The organism is Sphingobium sp., from assembly GCA_035196065.1.
Taxonomy (GTDB): domain Bacteria; phylum Pseudomonadota; class Alphaproteobacteria; order Sphingomonadales; family Sphingomonadaceae; genus Sphingorhabdus_B; species Sphingorhabdus_B rara.
This window is the reverse complement of the sequence record CP136575.1, coordinates 2,915,359-2,942,053: the sequence shown is the minus strand read 5'-3', so window position 1 is coordinate 2,942,053 and position 26,695 is coordinate 2,915,359. Positions and strand designations below refer to the sequence as shown.

General features: G+C 57.0%; 20 protein-coding genes. 7 read left to right on the top strand and 13 right to left on the bottom strand.

What is annotated here, in order from left to right:
* Position 1: 1 nt before the first annotated feature.
* Genes RSE16_14180 through RSE16_14160 form a run of 5 tightly spaced genes read right to left on the bottom strand, consistent with a single transcriptional unit; the run spans position 2 to position 6,311 of the window.
* Positions 2 to 1,258, bottom strand: coding sequence for a sarcosine oxidase subunit beta family protein (locus RSE16_14180; GenBank protein ID WRH75829.1), 1,257 nt, complete (start codon positions 1,256 to 1,258; stop codon positions 2 to 4).
* Entirely contained in the window at positions 1,255 to 2,391 is a 1,137-nt protein-coding gene (locus RSE16_14175) for an FAD-binding oxidoreductase (protein ID WRH75828.1), read from the bottom strand. Before RSE16_14175 ends, RSE16_14180 begins: the two co-directional genes overlap by 4 nt.
* A complete protein-coding gene (locus RSE16_14170) occupies positions 2,388 to 3,851 on the bottom strand; it encodes an FAD-dependent oxidoreductase (protein ID WRH75827.1) in 1,464 nt (487 codons plus the stop codon). The genes RSE16_14175 and RSE16_14170 overlap by 4 nt, the downstream gene beginning before the upstream one ends.
* Entirely contained in the window at positions 3,851 to 5,110 is a 1,260-nt protein-coding gene (locus RSE16_14165; GenBank protein WRH75826.1) for a cystathionine gamma-synthase family protein, read from the bottom strand. The genes RSE16_14170 and RSE16_14165 overlap by 1 nt, the downstream gene beginning before the upstream one ends.
* Complete coding sequence (locus tag RSE16_14160) at positions 5,100 to 6,311, bottom strand: aromatic ring-hydroxylating dioxygenase subunit alpha (protein WRH75825.1); 1,212 nt, start codon at positions 6,309 to 6,311, stop codon at positions 5,100 to 5,102. Before RSE16_14160 ends, RSE16_14165 begins: the two co-directional genes overlap by 11 nt.
* Positions 6,312 to 6,381: 70 nt before the next feature.
* Here RSE16_14160 and RSE16_14155 point away from each other — a divergent pair, with 70 nt between their 5' ends.
* Positions 6,382 to 7,398, top strand: a complete 1,017-nt coding sequence (locus RSE16_14155; GenBank protein ID WRH75824.1) for a LysR family transcriptional regulator — start codon at positions 6,382 to 6,384, stop codon at positions 7,396 to 7,398.
* On the opposite strand, the gene fdhD is transcribed toward RSE16_14155, so the two are convergent.
* From fdhD to purU, 8 genes are all read right to left on the bottom strand, one after another.
* Positions 7,355 to 8,074: a formate dehydrogenase accessory sulfurtransferase FdhD gene (fdhD, locus tag RSE16_14150; GenBank protein WRH75823.1), complete on the bottom strand. Its 720-nt coding sequence runs from the start codon at positions 8,072 to 8,074 to the stop codon at positions 7,355 to 7,357. The genes RSE16_14155 and fdhD overlap by 44 nt on opposite strands.
* Before the next feature lie 61 nt (positions 8,075 to 8,135).
* Entirely contained in the window at positions 8,136 to 8,348 is a 213-nt protein-coding gene (locus RSE16_14145; GenBank protein ID WRH75822.1) for a formate dehydrogenase subunit delta, read from the bottom strand.
* A complete protein-coding gene (fdhF, locus tag RSE16_14140; GenBank protein ID WRH75821.1) occupies positions 8,345 to 11,203 on the bottom strand; it encodes a formate dehydrogenase subunit alpha in 2,859 nt (952 codons plus the stop codon). Before fdhF ends, RSE16_14145 begins: the two co-directional genes overlap by 4 nt.
* 44 nt (positions 11,204 to 11,247) lie before the next feature.
* A complete protein-coding gene (locus tag RSE16_14135) occupies positions 11,248 to 12,114 on the bottom strand; it encodes a homocysteine S-methyltransferase family protein (GenBank protein WRH75820.1) in 867 nt (288 codons plus the stop codon).
* Positions 12,111 to 13,556 carry an NADH-ubiquinone oxidoreductase-F iron-sulfur binding region domain-containing protein gene (locus RSE16_14130; protein WRH75819.1) on the bottom strand — a complete coding sequence of 482 codons (1,446 nt, stop codon included), beginning with the start codon at positions 13,554 to 13,556 and terminating at the stop codon, positions 12,111 to 12,113. Before RSE16_14130 ends, RSE16_14135 begins: the two co-directional genes overlap by 4 nt.
* Positions 13,553 to 13,963, bottom strand: coding sequence for an NAD(P)H-dependent oxidoreductase subunit E (locus RSE16_14125; GenBank protein WRH75818.1), 411 nt, complete (start codon positions 13,961 to 13,963; stop codon positions 13,553 to 13,555). The genes RSE16_14130 and RSE16_14125 overlap by 4 nt, the downstream gene beginning before the upstream one ends.
* Positions 13,963 to 15,075 (bottom strand): S-(hydroxymethyl)glutathione dehydrogenase/class III alcohol dehydrogenase, encoded by a 1,113-nt coding sequence (locus tag RSE16_14120; GenBank protein ID WRH75817.1) that lies wholly within the window; start codon positions 15,073 to 15,075, stop codon positions 13,963 to 13,965. The genes RSE16_14125 and RSE16_14120 overlap by 1 nt, the downstream gene beginning before the upstream one ends.
* Before the next feature lie 40 nt (positions 15,076 to 15,115).
* Positions 15,116 to 15,973 carry a formyltetrahydrofolate deformylase gene (purU, locus tag RSE16_14115; GenBank protein WRH75816.1) on the bottom strand — a complete coding sequence of 286 codons (858 nt, stop codon included), beginning with the start codon at positions 15,971 to 15,973 and terminating at the stop codon, positions 15,116 to 15,118.
* 250 nt (positions 15,974 to 16,223) lie between these two features.
* Between purU and RSE16_14110 the strand changes: the two genes are divergently transcribed.
* From RSE16_14110 to RSE16_14085, 6 genes are all read left to right on the top strand, one after another.
* Complete coding sequence (locus RSE16_14110) at positions 16,224 to 18,956, top strand: TonB-dependent receptor (GenBank protein ID WRH75815.1); 2,733 nt, start codon at positions 16,224 to 16,226, stop codon at positions 18,954 to 18,956.
* Between the two features lie 154 nt (positions 18,957 to 19,110).
* Positions 19,111 to 21,126: a sulfotransferase gene (locus RSE16_14105; protein WRH75814.1), complete on the top strand. Its 2,016-nt coding sequence runs from the start codon at positions 19,111 to 19,113 to the stop codon at positions 21,124 to 21,126.
* Positions 21,127 to 21,147: 21 nt separating this feature from the next.
* Positions 21,148 to 22,446 (top strand): MFS transporter, encoded by a 1,299-nt coding sequence (locus RSE16_14100; GenBank protein WRH75813.1) that lies wholly within the window; start codon positions 21,148 to 21,150, stop codon positions 22,444 to 22,446.
* Positions 22,439 to 23,878 carry an aldehyde dehydrogenase family protein gene (locus tag RSE16_14095; protein WRH75812.1) on the top strand — a complete coding sequence of 480 codons (1,440 nt, stop codon included), beginning with the start codon at positions 22,439 to 22,441 and terminating at the stop codon, positions 23,876 to 23,878. The genes RSE16_14100 and RSE16_14095 overlap by 8 nt, the downstream gene beginning before the upstream one ends.
* Positions 23,875 to 25,062, top strand: coding sequence for a mandelate racemase/muconate lactonizing enzyme family protein (locus RSE16_14090; protein ID WRH75811.1), 1,188 nt, complete (start codon positions 23,875 to 23,877; stop codon positions 25,060 to 25,062). Before RSE16_14095 ends, RSE16_14090 begins: the two co-directional genes overlap by 4 nt.
* Positions 25,059 to 26,684 carry a GMC family oxidoreductase N-terminal domain-containing protein gene (locus RSE16_14085; protein ID WRH75810.1) on the top strand — a complete coding sequence of 542 codons (1,626 nt, stop codon included), beginning with the start codon at positions 25,059 to 25,061 and terminating at the stop codon, positions 26,682 to 26,684. Before RSE16_14090 ends, RSE16_14085 begins: the two co-directional genes overlap by 4 nt.
* Positions 26,685 to 26,695: the final 11 nt, after the last annotated feature.

The following is a 26,695-nucleotide window of genomic DNA, read 5'->3' as shown; positions in this document are numbered from 1 at the left end:
ATCAGCGGCTATTCGGCATCGGGCCGGTCCCGGTTTCGTCGATGGTCGCGCCCTTTTCGAAGCGGTCCAGTGCGAAGGGGGCGTTCAAATTGTGCGGTTTGCCGTTTGCCAGCGTGTACGCATAGGTCCACCCGGACGCCGGTGTGGCCTTGAACCCGCCATAGCACCAGCCGCCGTTCAAAAAGAGGTTCTGCACCGGCGTCTCGCCAATGATCGGCGAACCATCAAAACTCATATCGGTCACCCCAGACCAAGTCCGCACCATGCGCAAGCGGGACAGGGAGGGGACCAGGGCCAAACCTTGTGCGATTGCGCCCTCCATAATCATTGGATTGCCGCGCTGGGCATAGCTGGGCCAGTTATCCGGATCGCCGCCAAAGACGATGCCACCTTTATCTGATTGGCTGATATAGCAATGAAGCGATTGCGTCTGGATGACGCTTTTGATCATCGGCTTGACGCCTTCTGTCACCATCGCCTGCAATGTTTGCGATTCGATCGGCAGTTTCAGACCAGCCAGCCCTGCGACATGGCCGCTATGCCCGGCCACGCAAATACCAATCCGGCCGGCGCCAATTCGGCCGCGCGTGGTTTCAACGCCGACAACAGCTTTACCGTCCCAGACAAAGCCTGTGACTTCACATTTTTGGATGATGTCGACGCCCAGGCTGTCAGCGCCGCGTGCATAGCCCCATGCGACCGCATCATGGCGGGCGGTGCCCCCACGTCCTTGCAGCAATGCCCCCTGAATGGGGAAACGCGCCTCGCGTGACATATCGAGCAGCGGTTCCATTTTTGCCACCTGATCGCGCGTCAGCAATTCGGCATCGATGCCGCTACACCGCATGGCATCGCCGCGCTGCGCCAGCATAGTCATGTCAGCATCGCTATGGCCGAGCGTCAATGATCCGCGTGGTGAGAACATCACATTATAGTTCAGTTCGTCGCTTAGATGCTCCCACATCTTGAGGCCGAATTCGAACAGATTGTGCAACGCGGGTTGCCGGTAATTGGACCGCACGATCGTCGTGTTGCGGCCGGTATTTCCTCCGCCGATCCATCCCTTTTCCAACACCGCAATGTTGCGCAGGCCATGGACCTTTGCCAGATAATAAGCCGTTGCCAGCCCGTGCCCCCCGCCGCCGATGACGATGACGTCATACTGCGATTTGGGTTCGGGATCGCGCCACGCGGGCTGCCAGTGCTTTTGCCCGTTAAGCGCCCCGCGCAACAATCCGAGTGCCGAATAACGGCTCATGCAATTGCCATCCATCCGCGCTTTTCACGCCAATCAGCTTCGAGATTGTCGAAGCGCGACAGTTTGAAAAGGTCGATATCAGCGAACGAGCATTGGCCATCCAGCACCAGATCGCGGATTGCATGGCCCGATGCCGGAGACAGGCCAAAGCCCACGCTTGACATGGATGCCACCACAACATTGTCCGGGCTGCTAAGCCGGTCGATGATCGGGCGACCATCCGGCGAGTTTTCGATAACACCCGCCCAGCTGCGGATCACATTGAGATGCGCGGCTTTTGGCAAAAGTTCGGCAAGCCTCTTTGCAAGGTTGCGCGATAGAGATGTTGAAGGCCGAGCTGCAGGCCCGGTCTCATCGACATCGATCCATTCATGCGGCCCGCCACCATAAGCAAGATTGCCGCGCATCGTCTGGCGACCATAAAGCTTATGCCCGTCGACCCCGCCAATTGGCATCATCGGGGCGGGCTCGGTGATAATCATTTCCGCACGTGCCGCTGCCAGTGGCACATGGACACCCAACTGCGCCATAAGATGCGGTATCTGGGGACCGGCTGCGACAACGACGGCGTCACAGCCATAGGTCGCGTTGGCCGTTTTCACCGCGGTGACTTTGCCACCCGCGGTTTCGAAACCGGTGACCGGGCTGTGCTGTACAATTTTGCCGCCCAGATCCTGAAGCGCCCAGGCATAGGCCTGCACACTGCGTTGCGGATTGGCGTGGCCGCCAAATTTGTAATGGACACCGCCAAAACATTTTTCGCTGGCCAGCGGCACCGCATCCAGCACCTGACGGGTGTCGAGCAATTCAACCGGATGGCCGAGGCGGGTATGTCGTTCGGCGACGAAGCGATATTGCTCCCACTGCCGTTCCGTCATCGCGATGATGATCCGCTCTTTCCGATGCTCTGTCGGATAACCCAACAACTCATCCATTTGCGGCCATAGACGCTGCTCTTCGTCAAACAGCGGGCTGGCATAATGCGATGCGCCGCCGCCATTGCGGCCCGATGCCTCCCATCCGACAATGAATTTGTCGAGCACGGTCACCTTTACACCCGACCGTGCGAGCCACCAGCCTGCGCTCAGCCCGGTAACACCGCCGCCGACGATAACAACTTCCGACCCGCTCATTTGTACATCCCCGTATACAGCATCTCGCGGTGCTCATCCTCGTGCGGGGTGCCAATATCCTCCCATGGCACCCATGCAGTTGGAATTCCGAACCACACATCCCAGGCTGCGTCCATCTCTGCCGGCTCGTCCCATTCGGCCAATATCTTCATTGGCAGCGGGCGAACCGGCGCGCGATGCGTGGCCAGCGGAATTGTGCCGAAGGGCTTGTCAGATTCCATCGCGAGCAACATAGCAACTTGGTCGCGGCATCGACGGCCTTGGCATACGCCCATGCCCGAACGGGTCAGGCGCTTGATCTGGTCCTGGTTGGCAGGGCCATCTTCCAGCAAGGTTTCAAGCGAACGTGCACACATCGGTGCCGGGCGCGTCAGATAATTCGGCGGCTGCACACCGATAAGGTCAGCGCGCGTAACCTCCTCGCACTGGCAGATGATGGTATCATCTGCGCAGCTGTTGGAAAGCGCGCGCATCCAGTCCATCCGGTATGCGATATGGTCAAAGCCTGTATCCGCTAGGCCGGCGCAATCGCCCACGGCTGTGACGGTCGCTTCGCCTTTTGGGATATAACCGCCACGCATTGGTTCAAGCGCGCGCGCGCCGTGCATTGCATCAACCAATTCGATCATCGGTATCAACCCTATCGCCATCACAAGCGTGTCACAGGCGACCGTTTCGCCATTGGCCAATTTGATCTGCTCGACACCGTCAAGCCCGCCCTTGGCCTCGACTGGATGCGTATTGCACGTGATGGGAATGCCCAATGCTTCGACTTTGGCGACAAGTTTGGGGTCGCCCTGCGGTGCATTCCGCATCTCGACAAGTCCCGCAACTTCGATGCCGCGTTCGTGTGCCAGCAAGGTGGTTTCCAATGCCAGATCATGCGATCCTGCGACCAATATCCGCCGCCCGGAAAAGGCGTCATAACGGCTCAGCAGCATTTGCAATGCCGCGGCGCCCATCACGCCCGGCTGGTTCCATCCCGGAAATGCCATCGCCAGATCGCGTGCACCGGTGGCGAGTACAATCCTGTCAAAAGCAACCATCCAGGATCGCTCGGCATTGGCAAGGCCCACCACCTGCTCGGGCAGGCTCTGCGCCCCGGGGCCATTGCGATACACACCCCATGCAGTGGTGCCGAGCATGAGTTCGACACCCGCCTCCATTGCGGTTTCCAGCTCCGGCATACTCATGAATACGGCTTCGAGCATACGTTCGCTATTCTGCGTTGCCGCCGTCATGCGGCCACCAAAATACAGCGGCGTGTCATTGCCCATCAATCCGCCCGAAACCGGATTTTCATCAACCAGCAGCACTGATGCGCCGCTCTTCACGGCATCTAAAGCTGCGGCAATGCCGCTTGGTCCTGCACCCACGACAACCACATCATAACGTGCTTCGGCCTTGCTGCGTGTGCCATTCACTGCGCACAGATCGGTTCCGCCAAAATTCAGTTCCATCACACAGCCTCCAGAGCCTGCGCCAAATCGGCGATCAAATCATCAACATGTTCCAGCCCGACCGACAACCGCATCGTGCCATCGGTGATGCCACCTTCGAGCCGCTTTTCGGGTGTCACCGCATAATGGGTGGTGGACGCCGAATGGCAGATCAATGTTTCCGAACCGCCAAGGCTAACGGCAAGCTTTATCAGCTTGATACCGTCAAGCATCCGGAACGCCTCGGCCTCGCCGCCATGTAGGTGGAAAGAAAAGGTCGACCCGGCCGCCTTGCACTGGCGATTAAACACTTCGCGCTGTCGCGTGCCTTCTTTCAGAAAGCCCAGATAGGTGACCCCAGCCACTTTCGGATGGGACACAAGAAATTCGGCAACCTTTTGCGCATTTTGCATGGCCCGCTCCATGCGTACGGCAACCGATTCAATCGAACGAAGCAGCAGCCATGATGTGAAGGGGTCAAGATGGCTGCCCCAGACGACACGTTGGTAGCGCAGCTTCTCAATTAACTCGGCACGGCCGGTAACGCCCCCTGCCAATAGGTCGCTATGGCCGCCGCAATATTTGGTGAGCGATGTCATGTTGAGATCAACGCCCAGTTCGATGGGACGCTGGGCAAAGGGCCCGAGGAATGTGTTGTCGACCACTACCAGTGGGCGATGCCCCTGTTCGGCGCCGATTTCGTCCGCAAGCTGTACCATCAATTCCAGATCGACGATGGCTGCGGTCGGATTAGCCGGCGTTTCGGCAACGATGAGTTTCAGTGGCCCGTGCGCAATGGCAGCCTTCGCCGCCCTGCGTACCTCCGCCTCGTCGGTGCCGTCGAGATATGCCTCGGCCGTAACGCCAAATTCAGAGAGCGTCTGGTTGTACAGCATGTCGACGCCGCCATAGATCGGGCGGCCGTGGATCATGCTGTCGCCCGGGCGCATGAACGCAAGGGCAATTGCTGATTGCGCCGCCATTCCGCTGGCAAATGCTGCTGCTGCCTCGGCACCATCTATGGCTGCAAGCCGTGTCTCCAGGAAATCGAGGCCCGGATGCCCCAAGCGGGCGTAAATATGGTGGGTCGAACCTTTCAGCGGCCCGGAATTGTCGAAAAACGCCTCGTGCACGTCCTTTGCATATTGCGCCGAAGGATAGACAAAGGTCGATGTCATGAAGATCGGCGGCTTGGCCGACCACATCCCCATTTCGGGATCATAGCCATGTGCGACTGCGAGTGTTTCCGGGCGCAGGCCCTCGTGCTTCTTATCTGGCATGGGTATCGATATAGGCTTGTGCCTTGGTGCAATACCAGTCCGCAAATTGCAGGGCCAATGTTTCGGCATCGGGCGAATACGGACCTGGCGTATATCCGGGGCTGACCACACCGCGATGGTTGTTTTCCGCCAGTTCGCGATCCTGAAGGTTGGTTTTCAACCACACCTCCTTAAGTTCGTCGACATTGTAATCGACCCCTTCAACTGCATCCTTGTGCACGTACCACCTGCTGTGCGCGTGCGTTTCGGTTGCCGAAACCGGCAGGAAGCTGCAGGTGAACACATGGTCCGATGTCGCATGCGCGAATAGATGTGGATCGAGAGCCCAGCGAAACGATCCGACGCTGCCGCCATTACCTTCGACCAGCAGTTTCTTGACAAGATGCTGACCATCCATGCTGATCGTGCTTGCGCCTTCGTTGAGGGCAAAGCGGCTCATCTGCCACCAGTCACCCTGCACGGCTTGGTGCGGCAGACCGAGCGCGTCCATCGCGGCAGCATATTCGGTGGCGCGCCTGTCGCCCTCGGCGTCGAAAAAGCCGCTGAAGACCACCGGGAAGGATTTGGCGAGGTCTGGATGGCCGGTTGCGCAATGGTAACATTCGCGCGCATTGTCCATCACCAGCTTCCAATTGGCTTGCTCGACCATCAGGTCGGTTCCGGCAAGCTTCATGTCGGTGAAATTCAACGGCGCGGCATATTCGGCAAAGCGATCACCAAATTCATCAAAAGCCGGTGGGTCATCCGAGAGGCAGATGAAGATCGCGCCGGCAACCGTGCGAACCTGCACCGGTTTCAACCCATGGTCGCCCTTTTCGAAATCGGCAGGCATCCGCGTCGCGGCGAAAAGCGAGCCGTCGAGATTATAGGTCCAGCGGTGATAGGGGCAGACCAGTTTTGGCGCAGAGCCATGGCCGGGTTGGCACAGGATGGAACCGCGATGTCGGCAGCTGTTGTGAAAGGCGTGAATTTCATCGTTCGCGTCGCGGGTGATGATCACCGGCCATTTGCCGATATTCAGCGCCATGTAACTGCCGGACTTTGGCAGTTCGCATGCCATGCCGGCCATCAGCCAGCTGTGGCGGTAGATCGCGTCCATATCGAATGCGAAACTGTCATCGCTGATATAGAGATCCTGCGGCAATGTATGGCTAGCCTGCCGTTGGCTCAACAGAGCAGAAAACCGGGCGATATCCATCATTCTTCCCTTATCTCAATGAACCTTCAGGCGTTAGAACCGTCACTGCCATAGGGAATAATCACTTTTTATCATGGCCCCATATCAAAATGTTCCGCTAAAGGGCGGGCAGGTCAATTTGCGAACGCGAAAGGCGAGGAAAATTCAGAGCAAGGGTTCGATAAACCGGCGGTGGCTGCCTCTTAACGCGCTGCGCGCTTTTGAGGCCGTGGGCCAGCATCGCAGCTTCACCGGCGGGGCCACGGCGCTATCGGTGTCGCAAAGCGCAATGAGCCGGCATGTCAGCGGGCTTGAAGAACTGTTGGGCAAGCCCTTGTTCGAACGGGAGGCAACAGGCCTCGCGCTGACCGCGGCGGGCGAAGAATTGCTGCCTGTTGTTGCAAAAAGCCTTGATCGCATCGAGCAGACGTTAAATGCGATCCGCGATGACCGGCAGGCAAAACGTGCGCTGCGGATCCACATCCCGCCATCAATGCTGCAACAACAGCTTTTGCCGCTGCTGCACGAATTCCGCATCGAGCATCCAGACTATAGGATTGATGTTTCCAGCGCGAACGTCACTGGCCTGCCTGCAACCAATACCGACATGGCCATCGTCTACGACCGGCCAAATGTGGACGACTTTGTGACCGACTTGCTGTGGATGGTCCGCGTCGCGCCATTATGTTCGCCCGAAACTGCCAAGGCGGCTTCGGGGCAAGGCGTCGCCCAATTTCTGTCGCAACAAGAATTGCTGCACATAAAACTTGCGGGTCAACCGCGCGATCTTTTGTGGTCAAATTATGCACGGCAATTGGGGTTGGATATTGATACGGACGAAGGCCTTGCCTTTGATACCGCCATCACAGCCGCCCAATATGCCATGGGCGGAACGGGTGTGACCTTGGCCGATATCGATATGTTTGCGCCTGAAATTGCCGCGGGCAGATTGGTTATGCCCTATGATGCGGTGATCGAGGAAGGTTATGGCTATTATCTGAAATTGCATCCGGACGATTTGTCGGATCCTGCGATTTCGATATTCAGAAGCTGGTTGATCGGACGCTTTATGGACATGCGGACAGCGCGGAATCCTGTCGTGCCAGACTGATCAGGCGCAAACCGTATTTTGCTGCGGTATGTGTCGCCAAGTCGGTTGCAGCAGAGATGGTCACCAGAGCGGGACAATTTGCCAATATGGTCTTTTGAACCAGTTCAAAACTACAGCGCGCCGTCAAAAGTAGAAAACCGTTTTCAGGTGCGTTTCCGGATTTGGCGATGGCGCCAATGACCTTGTCGAGAGCATTATGCCGGCCGACATCTTCGCGAACCATCAGGATTGAACCGTCAACGGCACAAAAGGCGGCCGCATGGCATGCACCTGTCGTGGCATTCAGATGCTGGTGGTCGCGAAGTGCCTGAAGCGCGGCAAATATGGCATCGTCCGCGACCTCGAGCCGCGCCGTGACGCTGGGCAGTTCGCGCATGACTTCGTCCAGATTGTCCATGCCGCACAGTCCGCAGCTGCTTTCGGAAACGCGTTGGCGCGCGCGTGCATAGACTTTTTCCGCCCTGTCGGCGGGCAGCTGGATGCGCACGATCCAGCCCTTTTCTACCCGATGGGTGTCGATCGCTTCGATATCGTCGGCGCTGTCCACCAGCTGTTCGGAAAGCGTGAAGCCGATGGCAAAATCTTCGAGGTCGACCGGCGTGGCCATCATCACCGCATAGCCGATGCCATTATATTCAAAGGCTACAGGAACCTCGGATATAAGCGCCCGCTCCAAAAACTCGCTTTGGTGCCTGTCCGGCCTCAGCACCGCAAATCGGAAAGGCCGTGATCCGGATTCAGGCGCGGTCATGCGTTTCGGCAAGCAGGGCAATGGCGGCGGCGGCTGTTTCTGTGAGCCCCTTACTGCCATTTGCGAAAATCATCTGCTTCATCCGCGGATCCCAATAGAGGCGGATATGCTCCGCCGTGGCCCTGGCAGGATCAGGTTCGTGCATCTGGTTCGCTGCAATCTGGTTCGCCATCAGCACCAGTTTATCAACCGTGTTCATTCGGCGGGCTCAGCATGGACGATACGGCGCGAGCGCGCGGCCTGTTCACGATATTCCTCCTGCCAATCAGTCGGACCGTTAGAGGCGCTGATCTGCACCGCAGTCACCTTATATTCAGGGCAATTGGTGGCCCAGTCCGAATGGTCGGTTGTGACAACATTGGCTTGTGTGTCAGGGTGATGGAAAGTTGTATAAACAACGCCTGGCGCAACGCGATCTGTAACCTGTGCGCGCAGCGTTGTTTCCCCGGCGCGAGACGTGAGCTTGACCCAGTCTCCCGTTTTAAGGCCCCGATCCTCGGCATCGATTGGATGGATTTCCAGCAAATCTTCCGGGTGCCATGCCACATTATCAGTACGGCGCGTCTGTGCGCCGACATTATAGTGGCTGAGGATCCGTCCCGTGGTGAGCAATAATGGGAAACGCGGACCGGTTTTTTCATCGGTCGGTACATAATCGGTTACGACAAACTTGCCTTTGCCGCGCACGAAGCCATCAACATGCATGATCGGCGAACCGTCTGGTGCGGCATCATTCACCGGCCATTGCAATGACCCTTCCTTATTGAGCCGGTCAAAGTTGACCCCGGCAAAGCTCGGCGTAAGCCTGGAGATTTCATCCATGATCTCGCTTGGATGGCTGTAGTTCCAGTCCAGCCCCATCGCCTGCGCCAAGCGTTGCGTGACTTCCCAATCCTCAAGACCGTTCAGCGGCGTCATCACCTTGCGCACAGGCTGTATGCGCCGTTCGGCATTGGTGAACGTGCCGTTCTTTTCGAGGAAGGTCGAACCGGGCAGGAAGATATGCGCGTAATTTGCTGTCTCGTTCAAAAACAGGTCATGGACGATTACGCATTCCATTGCCGCCAGCCCTGCCGAAACATGGGCAGTGTTGGGATCGGATTGCAGGATGTCCTCTCCCTGACAATAGAGCGCCTTGAACACCCCGTCGGTTGCCGCGTCGAGCATATTCGGAATGCGCAGTCCCGGTTCGGGATCAAGGCTGACGCCCCAGTCAGCTTCGAATAGCCGGCGCGTTTCGCCGTCGCTGACATGGCGATAGCCGGAAAATTCGTGCGGAAAACTGCCCATGTCGCAGGCACCCTGCACATTATTCTGGCCGCGCAAGGGGTTCACGCCCACGCCGCGCCGTCCGATATTGCCTGTCGCCATTGCAAGGTTGGCAATCGCAATCACGGTAGAACTGCCCTGACTATGTTCTGTAACGCCAAGGCCGTAATAGATCGCGCCATTGGGTTCGGTGGCGAAAAGGCGGGCAGCCTGACGGATGTCGGCGGCGGCAACTTGCGTGATTGCTTCGAGTGTTTCCGGCGAATTTCGTTCTTGGCCGACAAACTCTGCCCAGTGGCTGAACTCATCCCAATCGCAACGTTCGCGGACAAAGGCTTCGTCGACAAGGCCCTCGGTCACGATCACATGCGCCATCGCGGTTAATACGGCGACGTTGGTACCCGGCCGCAACGGCAGATGGACATCCGCCTCAATATGGGGTGAGCGAACTAGATTGGTGCGACGGGGATCGATCACGATCAGTTTTGCAGGCGGACGACCATCCTGGCCGCGCAGCCGGCGCTTCATGCGGCTTGCAAATACGGGGTGCGCATCGGTGGGGTTCGCACCGATGATCAGCATGACGTCACAATCTTCGACAGAATCGAAATCCTGTGTGCCTGCGCTGGTGCCGAACGTTGTTTTCAGGCCATAGCCGGTCGGCGAATGGCAGACGCGCGCACACGTATCGACGTTATTATTGCGAAAGCCGGCCCGAACCAGTTTCTGGACGAGGAAGGTTTCTTCATTGGTGCAACGGCTGGAGGTGATGCCGCCCAGTGCATGACGCCCATATTTTTCGCTGATCCGTTTCAGTTCCGACGCTGCGTAGGCAAAGGCTTCATCCCATTCGACTTCGCGCCATGGTTCGCTGATGCTTGCGCGTATCATGGGTTTCAATATGCGATCCTGGTGTTGGGCATAGCCCCAGGCGAAGCGGCCCTTGACGCAGCTATGGCCGCGATTGGCCTTGCCATCTTTCCAAGGAACCATCCGCACCAGCTGTTCGCCCCGCATTTCCGCGCGGAAAGTGCACCCAACACCGCAATAGGCGCATGTTGTAACGATGCTGCGTTCGGGCGTGCCAACTTCGACAACGGTTTTCTCAACCAGAGTGGCTGTCGGGCAGGCCTGCACGCAGGCCCCGCAGGAAACACATTCGCTGCCAAGGAAATCGTCGCTGGCGAGGCCCGCGGAAATTTTCGAATCCCAGCCGCGTCCTTCCATCGTCAGCGCCAGCGTCCCCTGCACTTCGTCACAGGCACGGACGCAGCGTGAACAGGCGATGCATTTGCTGGGGTCGAAATCGAAATAGGGGTTGGAGTGATCCTTCTCCTGCCCCAGATGCGTCGCCTCGACATCATAACGCACATCGCGCAGTCCGACTGCCCCAGCCTGATCCTGCAATTCGCAGTCGCCATTGGCCGCGCAGGTCAGGCAATCCAGAGGATGATCGGAAATATAGAGTTCCATCACGCCTTTGCGCAGTTTCTGCAGCAATGGCGTTTGCGTGTGCACGACCATGCCGGCTTCGACCGGCGTTGTGCAGCTGGCTGGGGTCCCCTTGCGGCCTTCGACTTCGACAAGGCACAAGCGGCAAGAGCCGAAGCTTTTCATATTGTCGGTCGCGCAGAGTTTGGGGATGTTGGCGCCATTTTCTGCGGCTGCGCGCATTATGCTGGTACCGGCCGGCACGCTAACGGCGCGGCCGTCAATCATGCATTCGACGGTATCCTTGGACCGGCTCTGGGGGGTCCCGAAATCCTTTTGCGGCTGGTACGTCATGTGCTTACCCTACAGGAAAATGGCGGAGAATTGGAGTCTTTGCGTCATCGCAACCCTCCAGCCAAGGCTTGTATATGTTGCGGACCGATGCCGCAGCATCCGCCGACCATGGTCGCGCCCGCGGCAACCCATTTGCGCGCCCATTCAAGATAGCGCGGCGGATCAAGGTCCGTCCTGATATCGCGCAGCCCACCATTGGCGGGAACCTCTGTGTCGGTGTGCGCAAAGCCGTTGGCATAGACGCCGATCTCAATCGCATCAGTGCCCATTGCGGCACGCGCCCTTGCGACCGCATCTTCCATCACTTCGGGCGCGCTGCAATTGAACAGTAGCGCGGCTGCGCCCAGTTTCTGCGCCAGAGCGACCGCTGCCTCGATGCTTTCGCCCGAACGCAACCTGGCACTTCCTTCATCGTTCAACGTGAACGACAGCCAGAGTGGACGGCTGTCTGCAGCCAGCATTTCGCCGACAAGTTCGGCTTCGCCAAGGCTGCTGAGCGTTTCGGCTAGCCAGACATCCGCAAAAGGGGTCAGCCCCTCGATCAGAACGGTCAGGATGGCGCGCGCGGCCTTCACTTCAAACAGGTCAGGCCGGTAGGATCCGAGAACTGGCGGCAACGAACCCGCAACGCGAACGCCGTGGCGATTGGCGACATCACGCGCCAACTGGCCGGCGAGGCTAGCCAGAGCAAGTCCGCGTTCCGCAAACAGCGTGTCGCCAATATGAAAGGGCACGATTGCATAGCTGTTGGTCGAGATCATGTTCGCCCCGGCGCGGGCAAAGCCTTCGTGCGCCTGCGTCACATATTCTGGGCCTTGTAGCAGCGCGAGGGCAGACCATTCGGGCTGCCGGAACGGAGCGCCCAGCCGCTGCAACTCCCGCCCCATGCCGCCATCAAGGATGGTCGTCACTTTTTGAAGTCCTCGGGGAAATGCCGGATCGCGCTCATCACTGGATAGGGGGTGAAGCCCCCCAGCGCGCAGAGAGAACCATATTTCATCGTCTCTGAGAGATCGGCAATCAATTCAAGATTTTCGTCCACATTCTTGCCGGCGATAATCTGGTCGATCGTTTCAACGCCGCGCGTGCTGCCAAGTCGGCATGGTGTGCATTTTCCGCAGCTTTCAGCTGCGCAGAATTCCATCGCAAAGCGCGCCATTTGCGCCATGTCGACACTGTCATCGAATACAGTGATTCCGGCATGGCCGATCAGCGCATCGGCGGCGGTAAAGGCTTCATAGTCGAACGGTAAATCAAATTGTGAAGGCGGGATATAAGCGCCCAATGGCCCCCCCACCTGGACACAACGTACCGGTCGGCCGCTGTCCGTGCCGCCGCCGATTTCGTTCACCAATTCGCCCAGCGTGATCCCGAAGGCGACTTCGAACAGGCCGCCATTTTTGACGTTACCCGCCAATTGCACCGGCATCGTCCCTTTTGACCGACCCATACCAAAGGCGGCGTACGCCTCTCCGCCGTGGGTCATGATCCATGGAACTGCCGCCAGCGTCAGAACATTATTCACCACAGTAGGCTTGCCGAACAGGCCTTCAAGTGCGGGCAGGGGGGGCTTGGCGCGCACTTCGCCGCGCTTGCCCTCCAGGCTGTTGAGAAGGGAGGTTTCCTCTCCGCAAACATAGGCGCCGGCCCCCACACGAACTTCGACCACAAAAGGCGCGATCAAATGTGCGCAGGCCTTGATCGCGGCTTCCATTTTGGCAATCGCGTGCGGATATTCGGAACGGATGTAAACAAAGCCTTTGTTCGCGCCCACGGCCAACCCCGCGATCGCCATACCTTCAATCAGCATGAAGGGATCGCCCTCCATCACCATGCGGTCGGCAAATGTGGCGCTGTCGCCCTCATCGGCGTTGCAGACGATATATTTCTGGTCTGCTGTTGCATCTGCAACGGTTTTCCATTTGATGCCAGCTGGAAACCCTGCGCCGCCGCGTCCGCGCAAGCCAGACGCCAAAATCATCGCGACCGTTGCCTCCGCTCCAACTTCCCTTGCTTTGGCCAATCCCAGCCAACCATCGCTGCTATAATAATCGTCGAGTGAAGTTGGGCGGGTCTTGCCCGCACGCATGAAGGTCAGCCGTGATTGTTTGGCAATGAACGGGTGCTCTTCGATCCTGCCAATAGATTGTGCAGTGCCATCGATGATGGCCGCAACTTGATCGACAGTGACGGGGCCATAGCCGACACCATCGACATCAACCAGCGGCTCAAGCCAGTGCATGCCCCAACTGGAAACCCGCTCGGTTTCGATCCCCGCCTTTTCGAATGCTGCGGCAACCGCGTCTGCGCCGCAGGCCAATGCCAATGCATCATCGGAAATACGGACTTTCATGCAGCGGATATCAATTCGGCAAAACGGTGGGCATCGACTCTGGCATGAACGGTATCTCCTATCATCGCCGCTGGACCGACCGAACACAGGCCAAGGCAGTAAATGGTTTCTACCTTCACCCGGTCCTGCCCCTCTGCGATCGGAACCAAAGCTTCAACCCCACGTGCCTTGCAGGCTTCGGCCCGGCAAAGTTTGATGACCGGACGGCTCTCAGGCTCTTTGCGGAAGTCATGATAGAAACTCACAACACCATAGACTTCGGCGCGGGTCAAATTGAGTGCATTCGCAATCGTGCGAATCGCATCTTCGCTGACATGACCGAACGCTTTTTGTACATCGTGCAGGATCGGAAGGAGCGGCCCTTCGCGTCCGGCATGTTCAGCAACAATGTCAGCGATAGTCAGCATCAGAAAACGACAACGCTTCTGATGCTTTCGCCTGCATGCATCAGGTCGAAACCCTTGTTGATTTCATCGAGTGTGAGGACATGGGTGATCATGGGATCGATCTGGATGTGTCCGTCCATGTACATGTCGACGATTTTGGGGACGTCGGTACGGCCTTTGGCGCCGCCAAAGGCGGTGCCGCGCCAGTTGCGTCCGGTGACGAGCTGGAACGGGCGGGTGGCGATTTCCTTGCCGGCTTCGGCAACGCCGATGATGATGCTGGTGCCCCAGCCGCGGTGGCAGCATTCAAGCGCGGTGCGCATCACTTCGGTATTGCCGGTGGCGTCAAAGCTATAATCTGCGCCGCCATCGGTCAGTTCAACGATTTTGGCGACAATATCCTCGCGGCTCATCCCCTTGGTGTTGAGGAAGTGGGTCATGCCGAACTGGCGGCCCCACTCTTCGCGATCGGAGTTGATGTCGATGCCGACAATCATCTTTGCGCCGGCGAGCTTTGCGCCCTGGATCACATTGAGCCCGATGCCGCCAAGGCCGAAGACGACGACATTGTCGCCCGGTTGCACATTGGCGGTCTTGGTGACAGCGCCGACGCCGGTGGTCACACCGCAGCCGATATAGCAGCTCGTCTGGAACGGCGCGTCGGTGCGGATCTTGGCAACGGCAATTTCGGGCAGCACGGTGAAGTTCGAGAAAGTCGAACAGCCCATATAATGGTAGATTGGCTGGCCCTTATAGGAAAAGCGCGTGGTGCCATCAGGCATCAAGCCCTTGCCCTGCGTCGCGCGGATCGCGGTGCACAGGTTGGACTTGCCCGACAGGCAGGTTTTGCACTTGCCGCATTCGGGCGTGTAGAGCGGGATCACATGGTCGCCGGGAACGACACTGGTCACGCCTGCGCCAACCTCGCGCACAATCCCTGCACCTTCATGGCCAAGCACACTCGGGAAGATGCCTTCGCTGTCAAACCCGTCCAGCGTATAGGCGTCGGTGTGGCAAATGCCGGTCGCCTTGATCTCAACCAGCACTTCGCCCGCCTTCGGGCCTTCCAGATCAAGCTCGACAATCTCAAGCGGTTTCTTGGCTTCAAACGCAACAGCAGCGCGGGTCTTCATCGGCGATCCTCTCGGTAGTATAAATTCGTATTTTAACGTCTTATTTGAAGACAACGGTACGATTGCCATTGAGCATCACACGATGCTCAATGTGAAGTTTGACGGCGCGCGCCAGCACCCGGCTTTCGGTGTCCTGCCCCTGCGCAATCAGATCTTCCACAGTATCTGCGTGATCCACGATGGACACGTCTTGCGTAATAATCGGCCCCTCGTCCAGATCTGCCGTGACATAATGTGCGGTTGCACCGACCATTTTCACACCACGCTCATGGGCACGATGATAGGGCTTTGCACCCTTGAAGCCGGGCAGGAAACTGTGGTGGATGTTGATCACCCGGCCATCGAGTTTGCGGCAAAGCTGATCCGACAGAACCTGCATGTAGCGGGCCAATATGATCAGATCGACGCCCTGTTCCTCAACCATGGCAAGCAGATTGGCTTCCTGTTCCAATTTGTTTTCAGGAGTAATCGGCATGTGGTGGAAAGCGATGCCTTCATGTTCGGCGCGACGCTGCCATGTCGTGTGGTTCGAAACGATGCTGGTAACATCCATCGGGAGACGGTTTGTCGATGTTCGGTAAAGAAGATCGTTGAGGCAGTGTCCGCCCTGGCTGACCATGATCATGGCACGCATTTTTTGATTGAGGTCATGGATGCGCCAATCAAGGCGAAACGCGGTCGCCACCGGCGTGAATGCATCGGTGAAGCTGTCCGTGGTCATGCCGTTCGGGCCACTAAAGGCAACGCGCATGAAGAACCGTCCGGAATGACCATCCCCATATTGCGCGCTCTCGACGATGTTGCAATCTTGGCTGACAAGTGAGTTTGCAACGGCCGCGACGATACCTTTACGGTCTTCGCTGGCAATCAAAAGGACAAAATCCGTCCCGATTGTCATCGATTTCTCCTCAAATCTCTATATTTTTCACCGCCTAGCTAGGGTGGGCGGCTGTTACCAGAGGGAGCGTCGTTACATCAGTTCGTCTAATTCCGGGATGTAGAAGTTATAATCGGCTTTGCAAAAAAATTTACCGGTAAATAAAAAATACTCATTTGCAGCTTGTGTTGCTAGAAGACAGGTTCAAGTTGGAAAAAACCACGGAATTTCGCGGATCTGAGGTAGTTGGATCCATTTCGTGGAGAGAGCAATGGGGGGGATAACCTTGAAATCAGGTCTGAAATTGTCAACGGCAGCGCTTGCGCTGGCTTTCTTTGGAGCAGGCGTTGCGCCTGCATATGCGCAGTCCGAAACTGCCCAGCAAGATGATGGTGGGGTTAAGGAAATCATCGTTACCGCAACGCGGCGCGATGAATCGGCCAATAAAATTCCGGTCGCTATTCAGGCGCTGAGCGGAGAATCGCTGTCCGATCTTAATGTCACGACATTTGACAAGATGATCGAATTTCTGCCGAACGTTCGTGCGGCATCGCGCGGTCCGGGTGCGTCATCGATTTATATTCGCGGCCTTTCTTCGGGAACGCCGGGCCTCCAGATTGCAGGCACCGCCGGTTCGCAGCCGACTGTTGCGCTTTATGTAAATGATGCCCCGGCATCGCTGGTTGGTCGTAACCTCGATCTCTACACTGTTGACTTGCAGCGCGTCGAAGTTCTTGCCGGTCCGCAGGGTACGCTGTTTGGTGCGAGCGCCATGGGTGGCGCGGTTCGTTACATCACGAACAAGCCGAACCTGACTGATTTCCAGGCTGGCTTCAACTCCAGCTATTCCTTCACGAAAAAGGGTAAGGAAAGCGTCGCTGGTGATGCCTTCATCAACATCCCGCTTGTGAATGATCGCATCGGTTTCCGCGCGGTTGTCTATTCTGACAAGCAGGGCGGTTATATCGACAACGTCCCCGGCACATTCCAGATGCCGTTCAATGGCAATGTCGGCGTCGCCGGCCGTCTGCCAACGGGTAACCCGCTTCTGGTAATGCGCGCCATTCAATCGTGCCAGAATGCCGCAGGTGCTATCCCGAATTGCACCGGCAGCCTTTATCGCGCGCCGACCCGTCAAACCATCAACAATGATGCCTTTGTCGAAAAGGATTATAACGACGCGACTTATGTCGGCGGCCGTGCAGCATTGACGTTCAAATTGAGCGATGACTGGTCTGTTGATGTGATGCATGTCCGTCAGCAGCTCGATACCGATGGCGTATTCGATTATGAGCCTTCGGTTGGCGACTTGAAAGTCACCAAGTTCGACAAGAACACTCTGGACGACCAAGTCAATTTGACCACGCTGGCGATCAACGGCCGCCTCGGCGCGCTCGATTTGATCTACACCGGCTCTTATTTGAAGCATCGCGCTGATCAGACGTCTGACTATGCGGGCTATTCGAATATCGGCCTTTATGTCCCCTATTATGAATGCGATCGCGGCGTTTACTATACCGCGGCCTATAACGGTAATATCGGCAACACCTGCTACACGCCGAACAAGAGCTATCGCGTTCGCAACAAGACCAAGCGTTTCACGCAGGAATTCCGCGTTACGACACCGGCTGAAAATCGCCTGCGTGGTACCTTCGGCCTGTTTTACGACAACAACAAGTTGTACGATAACACCGACTGGTCCTACCTGCAGCCCGGTGCTGGCTTCATCTACACGCGTGCACCGAACCCCGGTCCGGCTGCATTCCCGACCGATCCGAACGATCCCAGCGCTCGTCCGGTCAAGGTTGGCTTCTTCAACGATGTGAAGCGTGGCGATAAGCAGTTTGCTGCTTATGGTGAGGCGTCGTTCGACATCGTTCCAGACAAACTGACGGTCACGGGCGGTCTTCGTTATTATAACGAAAAGGCGTCGATTAACGGTGCATCACAGGGCAGCTTCGCAACGGGTGGTCGCGGCGTATATAATGCTGCAACCGGCACCTATACTGCGGCAGCAACCCCACCGACGACTTATGGACTCAGCGCAAACCTGAACCAGCTTTATGCAGATGCATCGCCGGCAAAATATACCGGCGTGCTGTTCAAGGGTAACCTGACGTACAAGTTTGGCGAAGGCTCGCTGGTCTACGCGACCTATTCCGATGGTTTCCGTCCGGGCGGCTTCAATCGTCGTCCTTGCCGCGTTCCCAGCACGATCTGCCCGACCAATGCAGATTTTGTCCGTCTCGGCACCTACGTCCCCGACAAGGTCCAGAACTACGAAATCGGCGGCAAATTCTCGCTGCTTGATCGTCGCCTGCAGGTTAACGTCGCGGCCTACCGGATTGACTGGAACAATCTGCAAGTCACCTTGTTCGACCAGAATATTTCGAACCAGACCTTCACGACCAACCTCGCTGATGCGCGCATCCAAGGTATTGAAGGTGACGTGACATGGCGGGTTGCCCCGGAATTCACTTGGAACGGAGCTTTCTCGATCAATGATTCCGAACTGACCAGCTATCGCAAGGCGACACGGGTCCTGCGTCCCATCGGTTCGCCGCTGGCGCAGAGCCCCAAATTCCAGTTCAACACCCGCCTCCACTGGGAGAAGGAACTGGCATCGGGTGCTGCACCGTTCGCACAGGTCAACATGCAATATGTCGGCAAGAGCTGGTCGGACATCATTGACAATGTCAGCATCCGTTACCAGTCATCGAACCCGACGCTTGGTTATGCCGCATCGGTGCCGGTTACCTATAACGGCGTGACTGTCCGCCCAGGCGATGTCATCGCTCCGCTCCCGGCTGCCGTAGAACTTGATTCCTACGTCAAAATCGGTGCTTCGGTCGGTCTGTCGAAGGATCAATGGCGCGTAGAACTCTTCGGTGAAAACCTTACCGACGAGCGTCCGGAAATCTACACCAGCCAGAATGATGGCGAAGTCCGTACGACGACATCGCGTCCGATGACTGTTGGCCTGCGGTTCTCCTACAAGATGTAAGCGAACGCTGGCTTAGCCGTTCAGGCTTGCTAAGGTGGACCAGTCTCAATGTGCGACTGGTCCACCATTGGTTTCTGGCCTATTGAAATCCGGTCGATTGAAGCGGAAGTTGCCGCTGAGAATTGTCTCTTTATGCAGTATCTGACTGGGACAAATGATGAGCGTGAAGGGTAAGGCCTTGGCAGATGCGCCGGACAGTGAGGCGATAATCGGAAAAGCCCGATCGCTGTTGCAGAGCGGGCAACTCGCTGATGCGGCCCGGATTTGTCAAAAACTTCTAGAGAATGAGCCCAAAAGTGGCGATGCTCTCTATATACTTGCGGTTGCCAACAGGCTCCAAAAGAAGTTCAATGACGCGTTATCCGTTAACCGGGAATTGATCGCGCTTGATCCATCCAACGGACGTGCCCACCAGGAAATGGGGCATTGCTTACGCGACATGGGGGATAGCCGGTCGGCGCTTGCTGCCTATCAGGAGGCTGTCGCCCGCAATAACGCCCTTGCCGGAAGTTGGCAGATGCTGGAGCGCCTGCACGAGGCCGCCGGTCATACGGCGGCTGCAGATTTTGCTGCCGCCCAAGTCGAATATCTGACCTCGCTTCCCCCGCAATTACAAGCCGTGGCAAGCCTGATTCAGGAAGGCAAAATGTACAAGGCAGAACAGCTCTGCCGACATTTCCTGCAAAGTCACGGCCATCACGTTGAAGCCATGCGTTTCCTGGCCCAGATTGGGATGAGCTTCAACGTCCACGACGAAGCGGAGTTTCTGCTCGAATCGGCGGTGATGCTTGATCCTGAAAACAGCCGCGCCCATTTTGATTATGTCGGGGCGTTGCAGAAAAGGCAGAAATTTGCCGATGCGCTCGAACAGGCACGCCTATTGCGCGAAAAGGAGCCCGACGATCCGCAGGTCGACATGCTGTACGCGAACCAGAATCTGGCGATTGGGAATTTTGACGAGGCCCTGCGCATCTACCGGTCACGTGTCGCGCAGACCCCGAACAATCCCGGCGTACATCTGACCCTCGGCCATGCGCTGAAAACTACAGGGCAGCAGCAGCAGGCGATCGAAGCTTATACGCGCGCCTACACGCTGAAACCCGATTATGGCGATGCCTATTGGAGCCTCGCGAACCTGAAGACCTACAAATTTGATGATGCCCAAATTGCCGCTATGCGTGAGCGTGAAATGGCACCCACGACCCAGTTGGCGGATCGCTACCATCTCTGCTTCGCGCTGGGTAAGGCGCTGGAGGACCATGGTCATTATCAGGAATCCTTCACTTATTATGAACGCGGTAACCGACTGAAGCGCGAGGAGGTTGGTTACGACTGGCGCCGGATTACGGCCGAAATCGATCGTCAGATCGCGCATTGCACGCCGGACCTCTTTGCCACCAAGGCGGGGGCCGGTTTCGCCGCGCATGATCCGATATTCATCCTAGGGCTACCGCGGGCAGGATCTACCTTGCTTGAACAAATTCTGGCGTCGCACAGCCAGGTCGAGGGCACGATGGAATTGCCGAACATCCTGGCATTGGCTCACAAACTTGGTGGACGTCGCCGGATCGATGAGGAGCCCGAATATCCCGCCAATCTGGAAGAGCTGTCGACCGAAGAGCTGACTGCTTTTGGCGAAGCGTTCATTCAGGACACGATGATACAGCGCAAGCAGGGAACGCCGTTTTTTATCGACAAAATGCCCAACAATTTCCGGCATATTGGCCTTATCCACCTCATCCTGCCCAATGCGAAAATCATCGATGCGCGTCGAAGCGCCATGGGATGCTCCTTTTCCGGATTCAAACAACTGTTCGCAGAGGGCCAGGAATTCACTTACGGGCTTGAGGAAATCGGGCATTATTACAGCGATTATGTGCGGCTGATGGAACATTGGGACACTGTGTTGCCGGGGAAGGTGCTGCGCGTCCGCTATGAAGAAGTTGTTGCCGATCTTGAAACGCAGGTCCGGCGCATTCTTGATTATTGTGAATTGCCGTTCGAAGATGCATGTCTGAATTTTCACCAGACAGAACGCGCTGTACGAACGGCCAGTTCTGAACAGGTGCGTCAGCCAATTTATCAGAGCGGAGTTGATCAATGGGCGAACTATTCGCCCTGGCTCGATCCGCTACGCGAGGTTTTGGGACCGGAACTCTCGGCGACCTAATACAAAATGAGGGAGGACAATATGGCAAGTAGAGCATCTGTGGAGGCGGACGCTGTGGCAACACTGGGTCAGCGCTGGTACGTGCTGATCATCATGATGCTGGTTTACACGATCAGCATCGCCGACCGTTATGTCCTCTCAACCCTGCTCGGGCCGATCAGCAAGGAATTCAAGCTGACCGATACCGAGACTGCCTGGCTGGGTATCCCGCTTGCGCTTTTCTATGTTGGCATGGGCTTGCCGCTATCCTGGCTGTGTGACCGCACCAACCGGCGTAATCTGCTCGCCGCCTCTGTCGCGGTCTGGTCGGCCATGACGGCGATTACCGGTTTCACCAAAGGCTATGTTGATCTGCTGCTCGCGCGGATCGGCGTTGGCATTGGTGAGGCCGGGGGCACGCCTGCATGCAACGCCATCATCGCAGACTATTTCCCGGCAGACCGCCGTTCCATGGCGATGACGGTTTTTGCACTTGGCGCCCCGCTCGGAGCTTGGCTTGGATCCGACATTGCAGGTTTGGTCTCGGTTGAGCATGGATGGCGTGCCGCTTTTCTCGTGCTGGGTATTCCTGGCATTTTCCTTGCCCTCTTGATCATGGTGACGATCAAGGAACCGAAACGTGGCCGGCTCGATGTCGTCAGCGATGATACCGCACCCGGCGTGATCGAATCCTTTAAATTTATCTGGTCACAAAAGGCTGCCGTTCATGCAATCTGGGCGAGCGGTCTATCGGCCTTTTGGGGCTGGGGTTTGATGTGGTTCACCCCGCTCTACCTGCAACGGATGTACGGCATGGACGAAGGCGAAGCAGGACGGATGCTTGGCTGGATCTATCTGTTCGGCGGGATCGCCGCTTCGTTGGTGACTGCTTGGGTGGTTGCCCGGCCTTCTTATGCTGATCCGCGCCGGATTGCGCGCTTGCTCGCGGTGGTGACGGCAATTGCTACCATCCCGTCATTTCTGGCTTACTATACGCATGATCTGGGCATGGCGCATTTGATGTGGTGGCTGTTCATCCCCGCTATCTATTTCTACATCGGCCCCGCCTTTGCTTTGTGCCAGAATCTTGCGCCTCCAAGAATGCGCGCGATGACGGTGGCCATTTCGCTCCTGATCGCCAACGTCCTGAACCTTATTGTGGCGCCCTGGATCGTTGGCGCACTCAGCGACTGGTTTGCAGGTCCGTCGGGTGCAGATGCGGAATCGCTTCGCCTTGCCCAAATGATCCTTGCACCGGCAGGCCTTTGGGCCGCTTGGCATTATTGGCGGACAGAAAAATATGTCATTGAAGATCAGAAAAGAGCCATTGGATATGTCTGAAGCCCCCCTTAAATCCTATATCGACGGGGAGTGGGCGCTTCCCGCCACTTCGACCGCGACGATTGATGCGATCAATCCCGCAACCGAAGAGGTGTGCGCCACCGTTGCGGTTTGCGGTGTCGACGATGTCGACCGCGCGGTTCGTGCTGCACGCGCGGCGTTTGATGGCTATGCCGCCTTGTCGCTCGAAGAACGCATCGTCTTGGTCGAGAAACTGATCGCGATTTTCGAACGGCGCTATGGCGAAGTCGTCGCGGCGATCTCAACCGAGATGGGCGCGCCCTACGACCTATCGCATGACGCACAGGCAGAAAGCGGGCCTGGCCATTTGCGCGCGACGATAAGGGCTGTGCGCGAAATGACGTGGGAATATGACGTCGGGGAAGACGGTATTGTCGTCCATGAGCCAATTGGCGTTTGCGTGCTGATTACCCCTTGGAACTGGCCGATCAACCAGATCGTCTGCAAGGTTGGCCCTGCGCTTATCACCGGCTGCACAATGGTGCTCAAGCCCAGCGAGATTGCTCCGCTATCGGCGCAACTCTTTGCCGAGATGATTGATGAGGCGGGTTTCCCGAAGGGCGTGTTCAACATGGTCCATGGTACAGGCCCGGCCATTGGCGATGCATTGACCGGCCATCCTGAAGTGGACATGATTTCGTTCACCGGATCGACCCGGGCAGGTGTCCAGATTGCGAAAAATGCGGCCGACACGATTAAACGTGTCGCTCAGGAACTAGGCGGAAAATCTGCCAATATCGTCTTTGCCGATAGTGATTTGGAAGCGGCTGTGACGCGCGGCGTTTTGCATTGTTTCAACAATACCGGCCAATCGTGCAACGCGCCCACCCGTATGCTGGTCGAGCAATCGGTCTATGATCGGGCTGTTGCGATTGCGGCAGAGGTTGCAAAGCAGACCCAGTTGGGCGATCCGTTGGAAAGGGGCGCCCATCTTGGGCCTGTCGTCAGCAAGGCGCATTATGAAAAGATCCAAGGTCTGATCCAGGCCGGGATTGATGAAGGCGCAATCCTCGTTGCCGGTGGCACAGGCCGGGCGGAAGGATTTGACCGGGGCTATTATGTCAAGCCGACCGTCTTTGCGGGTGTGCACAACAAGATGACGATTGCCCAAGAAGAAGTATTTGGTCCGGTGCTTGTCCTGATCCCGTTCAAGGATGAGGCGGAGGCCATCGCGATCGCCAATGACTCCCCTTATGGCCTCTATGCCTATGTGCAGACCGGCGATTTGGCGCGGGCACGACGGATCGCCCGTCTCATGCGTGCAGGCGGTGTGAGCATCAACGGCACATCGCAGGACTATATGGCGCCCTTTGGTGGCTATAAGCAGTCAGGCAATGGTCGCGAATATGGCGAATATGGCGTGCGCGATTTCCTTGAGATCAAAACGATCAGCGGGTTTCGCACAGCATGAAATTGACCGATATTGAGACGTTCGTTGTCGGCAATCCGCCGCCGCATTTTGGTGGCCGCTATTTCGTCTTTGTGAAGATCAGCACCGATACTGGCGTGTCCGGTATCGGTGAGGCCTATTGCGTGCCCTTTGAGCCGCATCTGGTTGCGAAAATGATAGAGGATGTTTTTGCCCGTTATGCGGTCGGGCAGGATCCGCATGATATCGAAAACCTGTGGCGACGGGTGTATTCCAGCGGTTTTACCCAGCATCCAGATCTGACCTTGATGGGTGTGCTGTCCGCACTGGAAATGGCCTGCTGGGACATAATCGGCAAGGAAGCCAACAAGCCCGTATATAAGCTGTTGGGTGGGCAAGTTCATGATCGGTTGCGCGCCTACACTTATATTTACCCGCGCCCGGGTGATCAGACTGACGTCTACCACGATCCTGATCTGGCAGCGGAACGGGCGGCAGAATATCTGGCGCAAGGCTTTACCGCGCTGAAATTTGATCCGGCCGGACCCTATTCGGCCTTTGACGGGCGGCAACTGTCGCTCGAATCGCTCGACCTGTGCGAGCGTTTTGCAAAGCAACTGCGGGAAGCGGTTGGTAAAAAAGCCGACCTGCTTTTTGGTACACATGGCCAGATGACTGCCGCAGGCGCCATCCGCCTTGCCAAGCGGCTGGAACCCTATGATCCGCTTTGGCTTGAAGAACCTGTTCCCCCTGACGCGCCGGAGGAAATGGCAAAGGTCGCGCGTGCGACAAGCATTCCTATAGCTACAGGCGAACGCCTGACCACCAAATATGATTTCGCGCGGTTGTTGAACGCGGGGGCTGCTGCAATCCTGCAAATGAATCTTGGCCGTGTTGGTGGCTTGCTTGAGGCCAAGAAAATCGCCGCGATGGCGGAAGTTTGCCACACACAGATTGCGCCGCACCTCTATTGTGGACCGGTTGTCGGCGCTGCCAACATCCAGATCGCGACCTGTTCACCCAACTTCCTGATCCTTGAGAGCATTGAAACATGGGGCGGGTTCCATAGCGAAATATTGAAAACGCCGATCAGTTTCGAGGACGGCCATGTCATCCCGCCAACCGCGCCAGGCCTTGGCGTGGAACTGAATGAAGAGGTCGCGCGTGCCAATCCATATACTGGTACCATGTTGCATCTCGAAATGACGCAATACCCCGTCCAGTGACCGAGGAGTTCGACTATATCATCGTCGGTGCCGGCACTGCAGGTTGCGTGTTGGCAAATCGGTTGACGGCGGACGGCAAAAACACCGTGCTTTTGCTCGAAGCGGGGGGCAGCGACCTGTCAATCTGGATACAGATGCCGATTGGCTATGGCCGGACCTTTTTCGACAAGCGGATCAACTGGATGTACGATACCGAGCCGGTGGCGTCCCTTGGCAACAGGCGAAGTTACTGGCCACGCGGTAAGGTGATTGGCGGATCTGGCTCAATCAATGCGATGGTCTATGTGCGCGGCCAGCCCCGTGATTTTGACGATTGGAAAGCATCGGGCAATGTTGGCTGGGGGTGGGACGATGTCTTGCCCTATTTCAAAAAGTCGGAGGATTTCGACTGGCATAGCGCACAACATGGACGCGGTGGACCGCAACATGTGACTGATATTTCGCCCTTCGTTCATCCGGTGTGTCACAGCTTTATCGAATCTGCGCAGGGCTTGGGGTTTCCGGCGAGCAGCGATTTGAACGGCCAGCATCCCGAAGGCGTAGGTTTTTATCAGATCAATACGCGTGGCGGCTGGCGTGCATCGACAGCGAATGCATTTCTGCATCCGGCACGCAAACGCAAAAATCTCAAACTGCGAACCCATGCGCATGCAACGCGCATTTTGTTTGAAGGACGGCGCGCGACAGGGGTTGCCTACACACGAAAAGGCGCCGCTTTTCAGGCTAAGGCACGCCGTGAAGTCATCCTATCGGGCGGCGCGATTAACTCACCGCAATTGTTGATGCTGTCCGGAGTTGGTGAAGCAAAACATTTGAAAGGCTGCGGTATTGAGCCGGTGCTTGATGCAAGGGCAGTGGGTCAGAATCTCCAGGACCATATTGCGGTCTCTTACTTTTATAAGGTTCGCACCCCGACCCTGAATGACCAGTTGAACCCGTTACTGGGGAAAATCCGGGCAGGCTTGCATTATGTGCTCGACCGTTCGGGACCGCTTTCGCTCAGCGTCAACCAAAGCGGCGGATTTATCCGGAGCGATGCGTCAAAGCCGCACCCTGATCTGCAGCTTTATTTCAGCCCGGTCAGCTATACAAAAACGCCGCTGTCTGAACGCAAGCTACTCAACCCTGATCCGTTTTCGGCCTTTCTGCTTTCGCACAATCCATGCCGTCCCAGCAGCCGTGGACATATAGCGCTTGCTAGCGCGGATGCTGCAGCGCATCCCGTCATCCATCCCAATTATCTGGCAACGCAGTCAGACATAGATGATGTTCTTGCCGGCAACCGAGTGCTTCGCCAACTCGCCCGCACCCGGCCCTTGGCGGATATCATCACGGAAGAACTGTTCCCCGGTATCGAGATTGAGGGTGATGAAGCTTTGCTTGCCGATTTTCGCGCGCGCGCCGACACTGTCTACCATCCAACCAGCACCTGCATGATGGGCCCGGATCCGGCGAATTCGGTCGTCGACAGCCGGTTGCGGGTGCATGGCATCGACGGTTTGCGCGTGGTCGATGCCTCTGTGTTCCCGAACATTACGTCGGGGAACACCAATGCGCCGACGGTAATGGTGGCTGAAAAAGGTGCCGACATGATCCTCGAGGACGCGCGAAACAACCTGTGAATTTTATTTAC

Coding starts and splice junctions, on each gene's coding strand:
- RSE16_14180 (WRH75829.1), bottom strand. CDS start 1,258: ATGAGCCGTTATTCGGCACTCGGATTGTTGCGCGGGGCGCTTAACGGG.
- RSE16_14175 (WRH75828.1), bottom strand. CDS start 2,391: ATGAGCGGGTCGGAAGTTGTTATCGTCGGCGGCGGTGTTACCGGGCTG.
- RSE16_14170 (WRH75827.1), bottom strand. CDS start 3,851: ATGGAACTGAATTTTGGCGGAACCGATCTGTGCGCAGTGAATGGCACA.
- RSE16_14165 (WRH75826.1), bottom strand. CDS start 5,110: ATGCCAGATAAGAAGCACGAGGGCCTGCGCCCGGAAACACTCGCAGTC.
- RSE16_14160 (WRH75825.1), bottom strand. CDS start 6,311: ATGATGGATATCGCCCGGTTTTCTGCTCTGTTGAGCCAACGGCAGGCT.
- RSE16_14155 (WRH75824.1), top strand. CDS start 6,382: ATGGCCCCATATCAAAATGTTCCGCTAAAGGGCGGGCAGGTCAATTTG.
- RSE16_14145 (WRH75822.1), bottom strand. CDS start 8,348: ATGAACACGGTTGATAAACTGGTGCTGATGGCGAACCAGATTGCAGCG.
- fdhF (WRH75821.1), bottom strand. CDS start 11,203: ATGACGTACCAGCCGCAAAAGGATTTCGGGACCCCCCAGAGCCGGTCC.
- RSE16_14130 (WRH75819.1), bottom strand. CDS start 13,556: ATGAAAGTCCGTATTTCCGATGATGCATTGGCATTGGCCTGCGGCGCA.
- RSE16_14125 (WRH75818.1), bottom strand. CDS start 13,963: ATGCTGACTATCGCTGACATTGTTGCTGAACATGCCGGACGCGAAGGG.
- RSE16_14120 (WRH75817.1), bottom strand. CDS start 15,075: ATGAAGACCCGCGCTGCTGTTGCGTTTGAAGCCAAGAAACCGCTTGAG.
- purU (WRH75816.1), bottom strand. CDS start 15,973: ATGACAATCGGGACGGATTTTGTCCTTTTGATTGCCAGCGAAGACCGT.
- RSE16_14110 (WRH75815.1), top strand. CDS start 16,224: ATGGGGGGGATAACCTTGAAATCAGGTCTGAAATTGTCAACGGCAGCG.
- RSE16_14105 (WRH75814.1), top strand. CDS start 19,111: ATGATGAGCGTGAAGGGTAAGGCCTTGGCAGATGCGCCGGACAGTGAG.
- RSE16_14100 (WRH75813.1), top strand. CDS start 21,148: ATGGCAAGTAGAGCATCTGTGGAGGCGGACGCTGTGGCAACACTGGGT.
- RSE16_14095 (WRH75812.1), top strand. CDS start 22,439: ATGTCTGAAGCCCCCCTTAAATCCTATATCGACGGGGAGTGGGCGCTT.
- RSE16_14090 (WRH75811.1), top strand. CDS start 23,875: ATGAAATTGACCGATATTGAGACGTTCGTTGTCGGCAATCCGCCGCCG.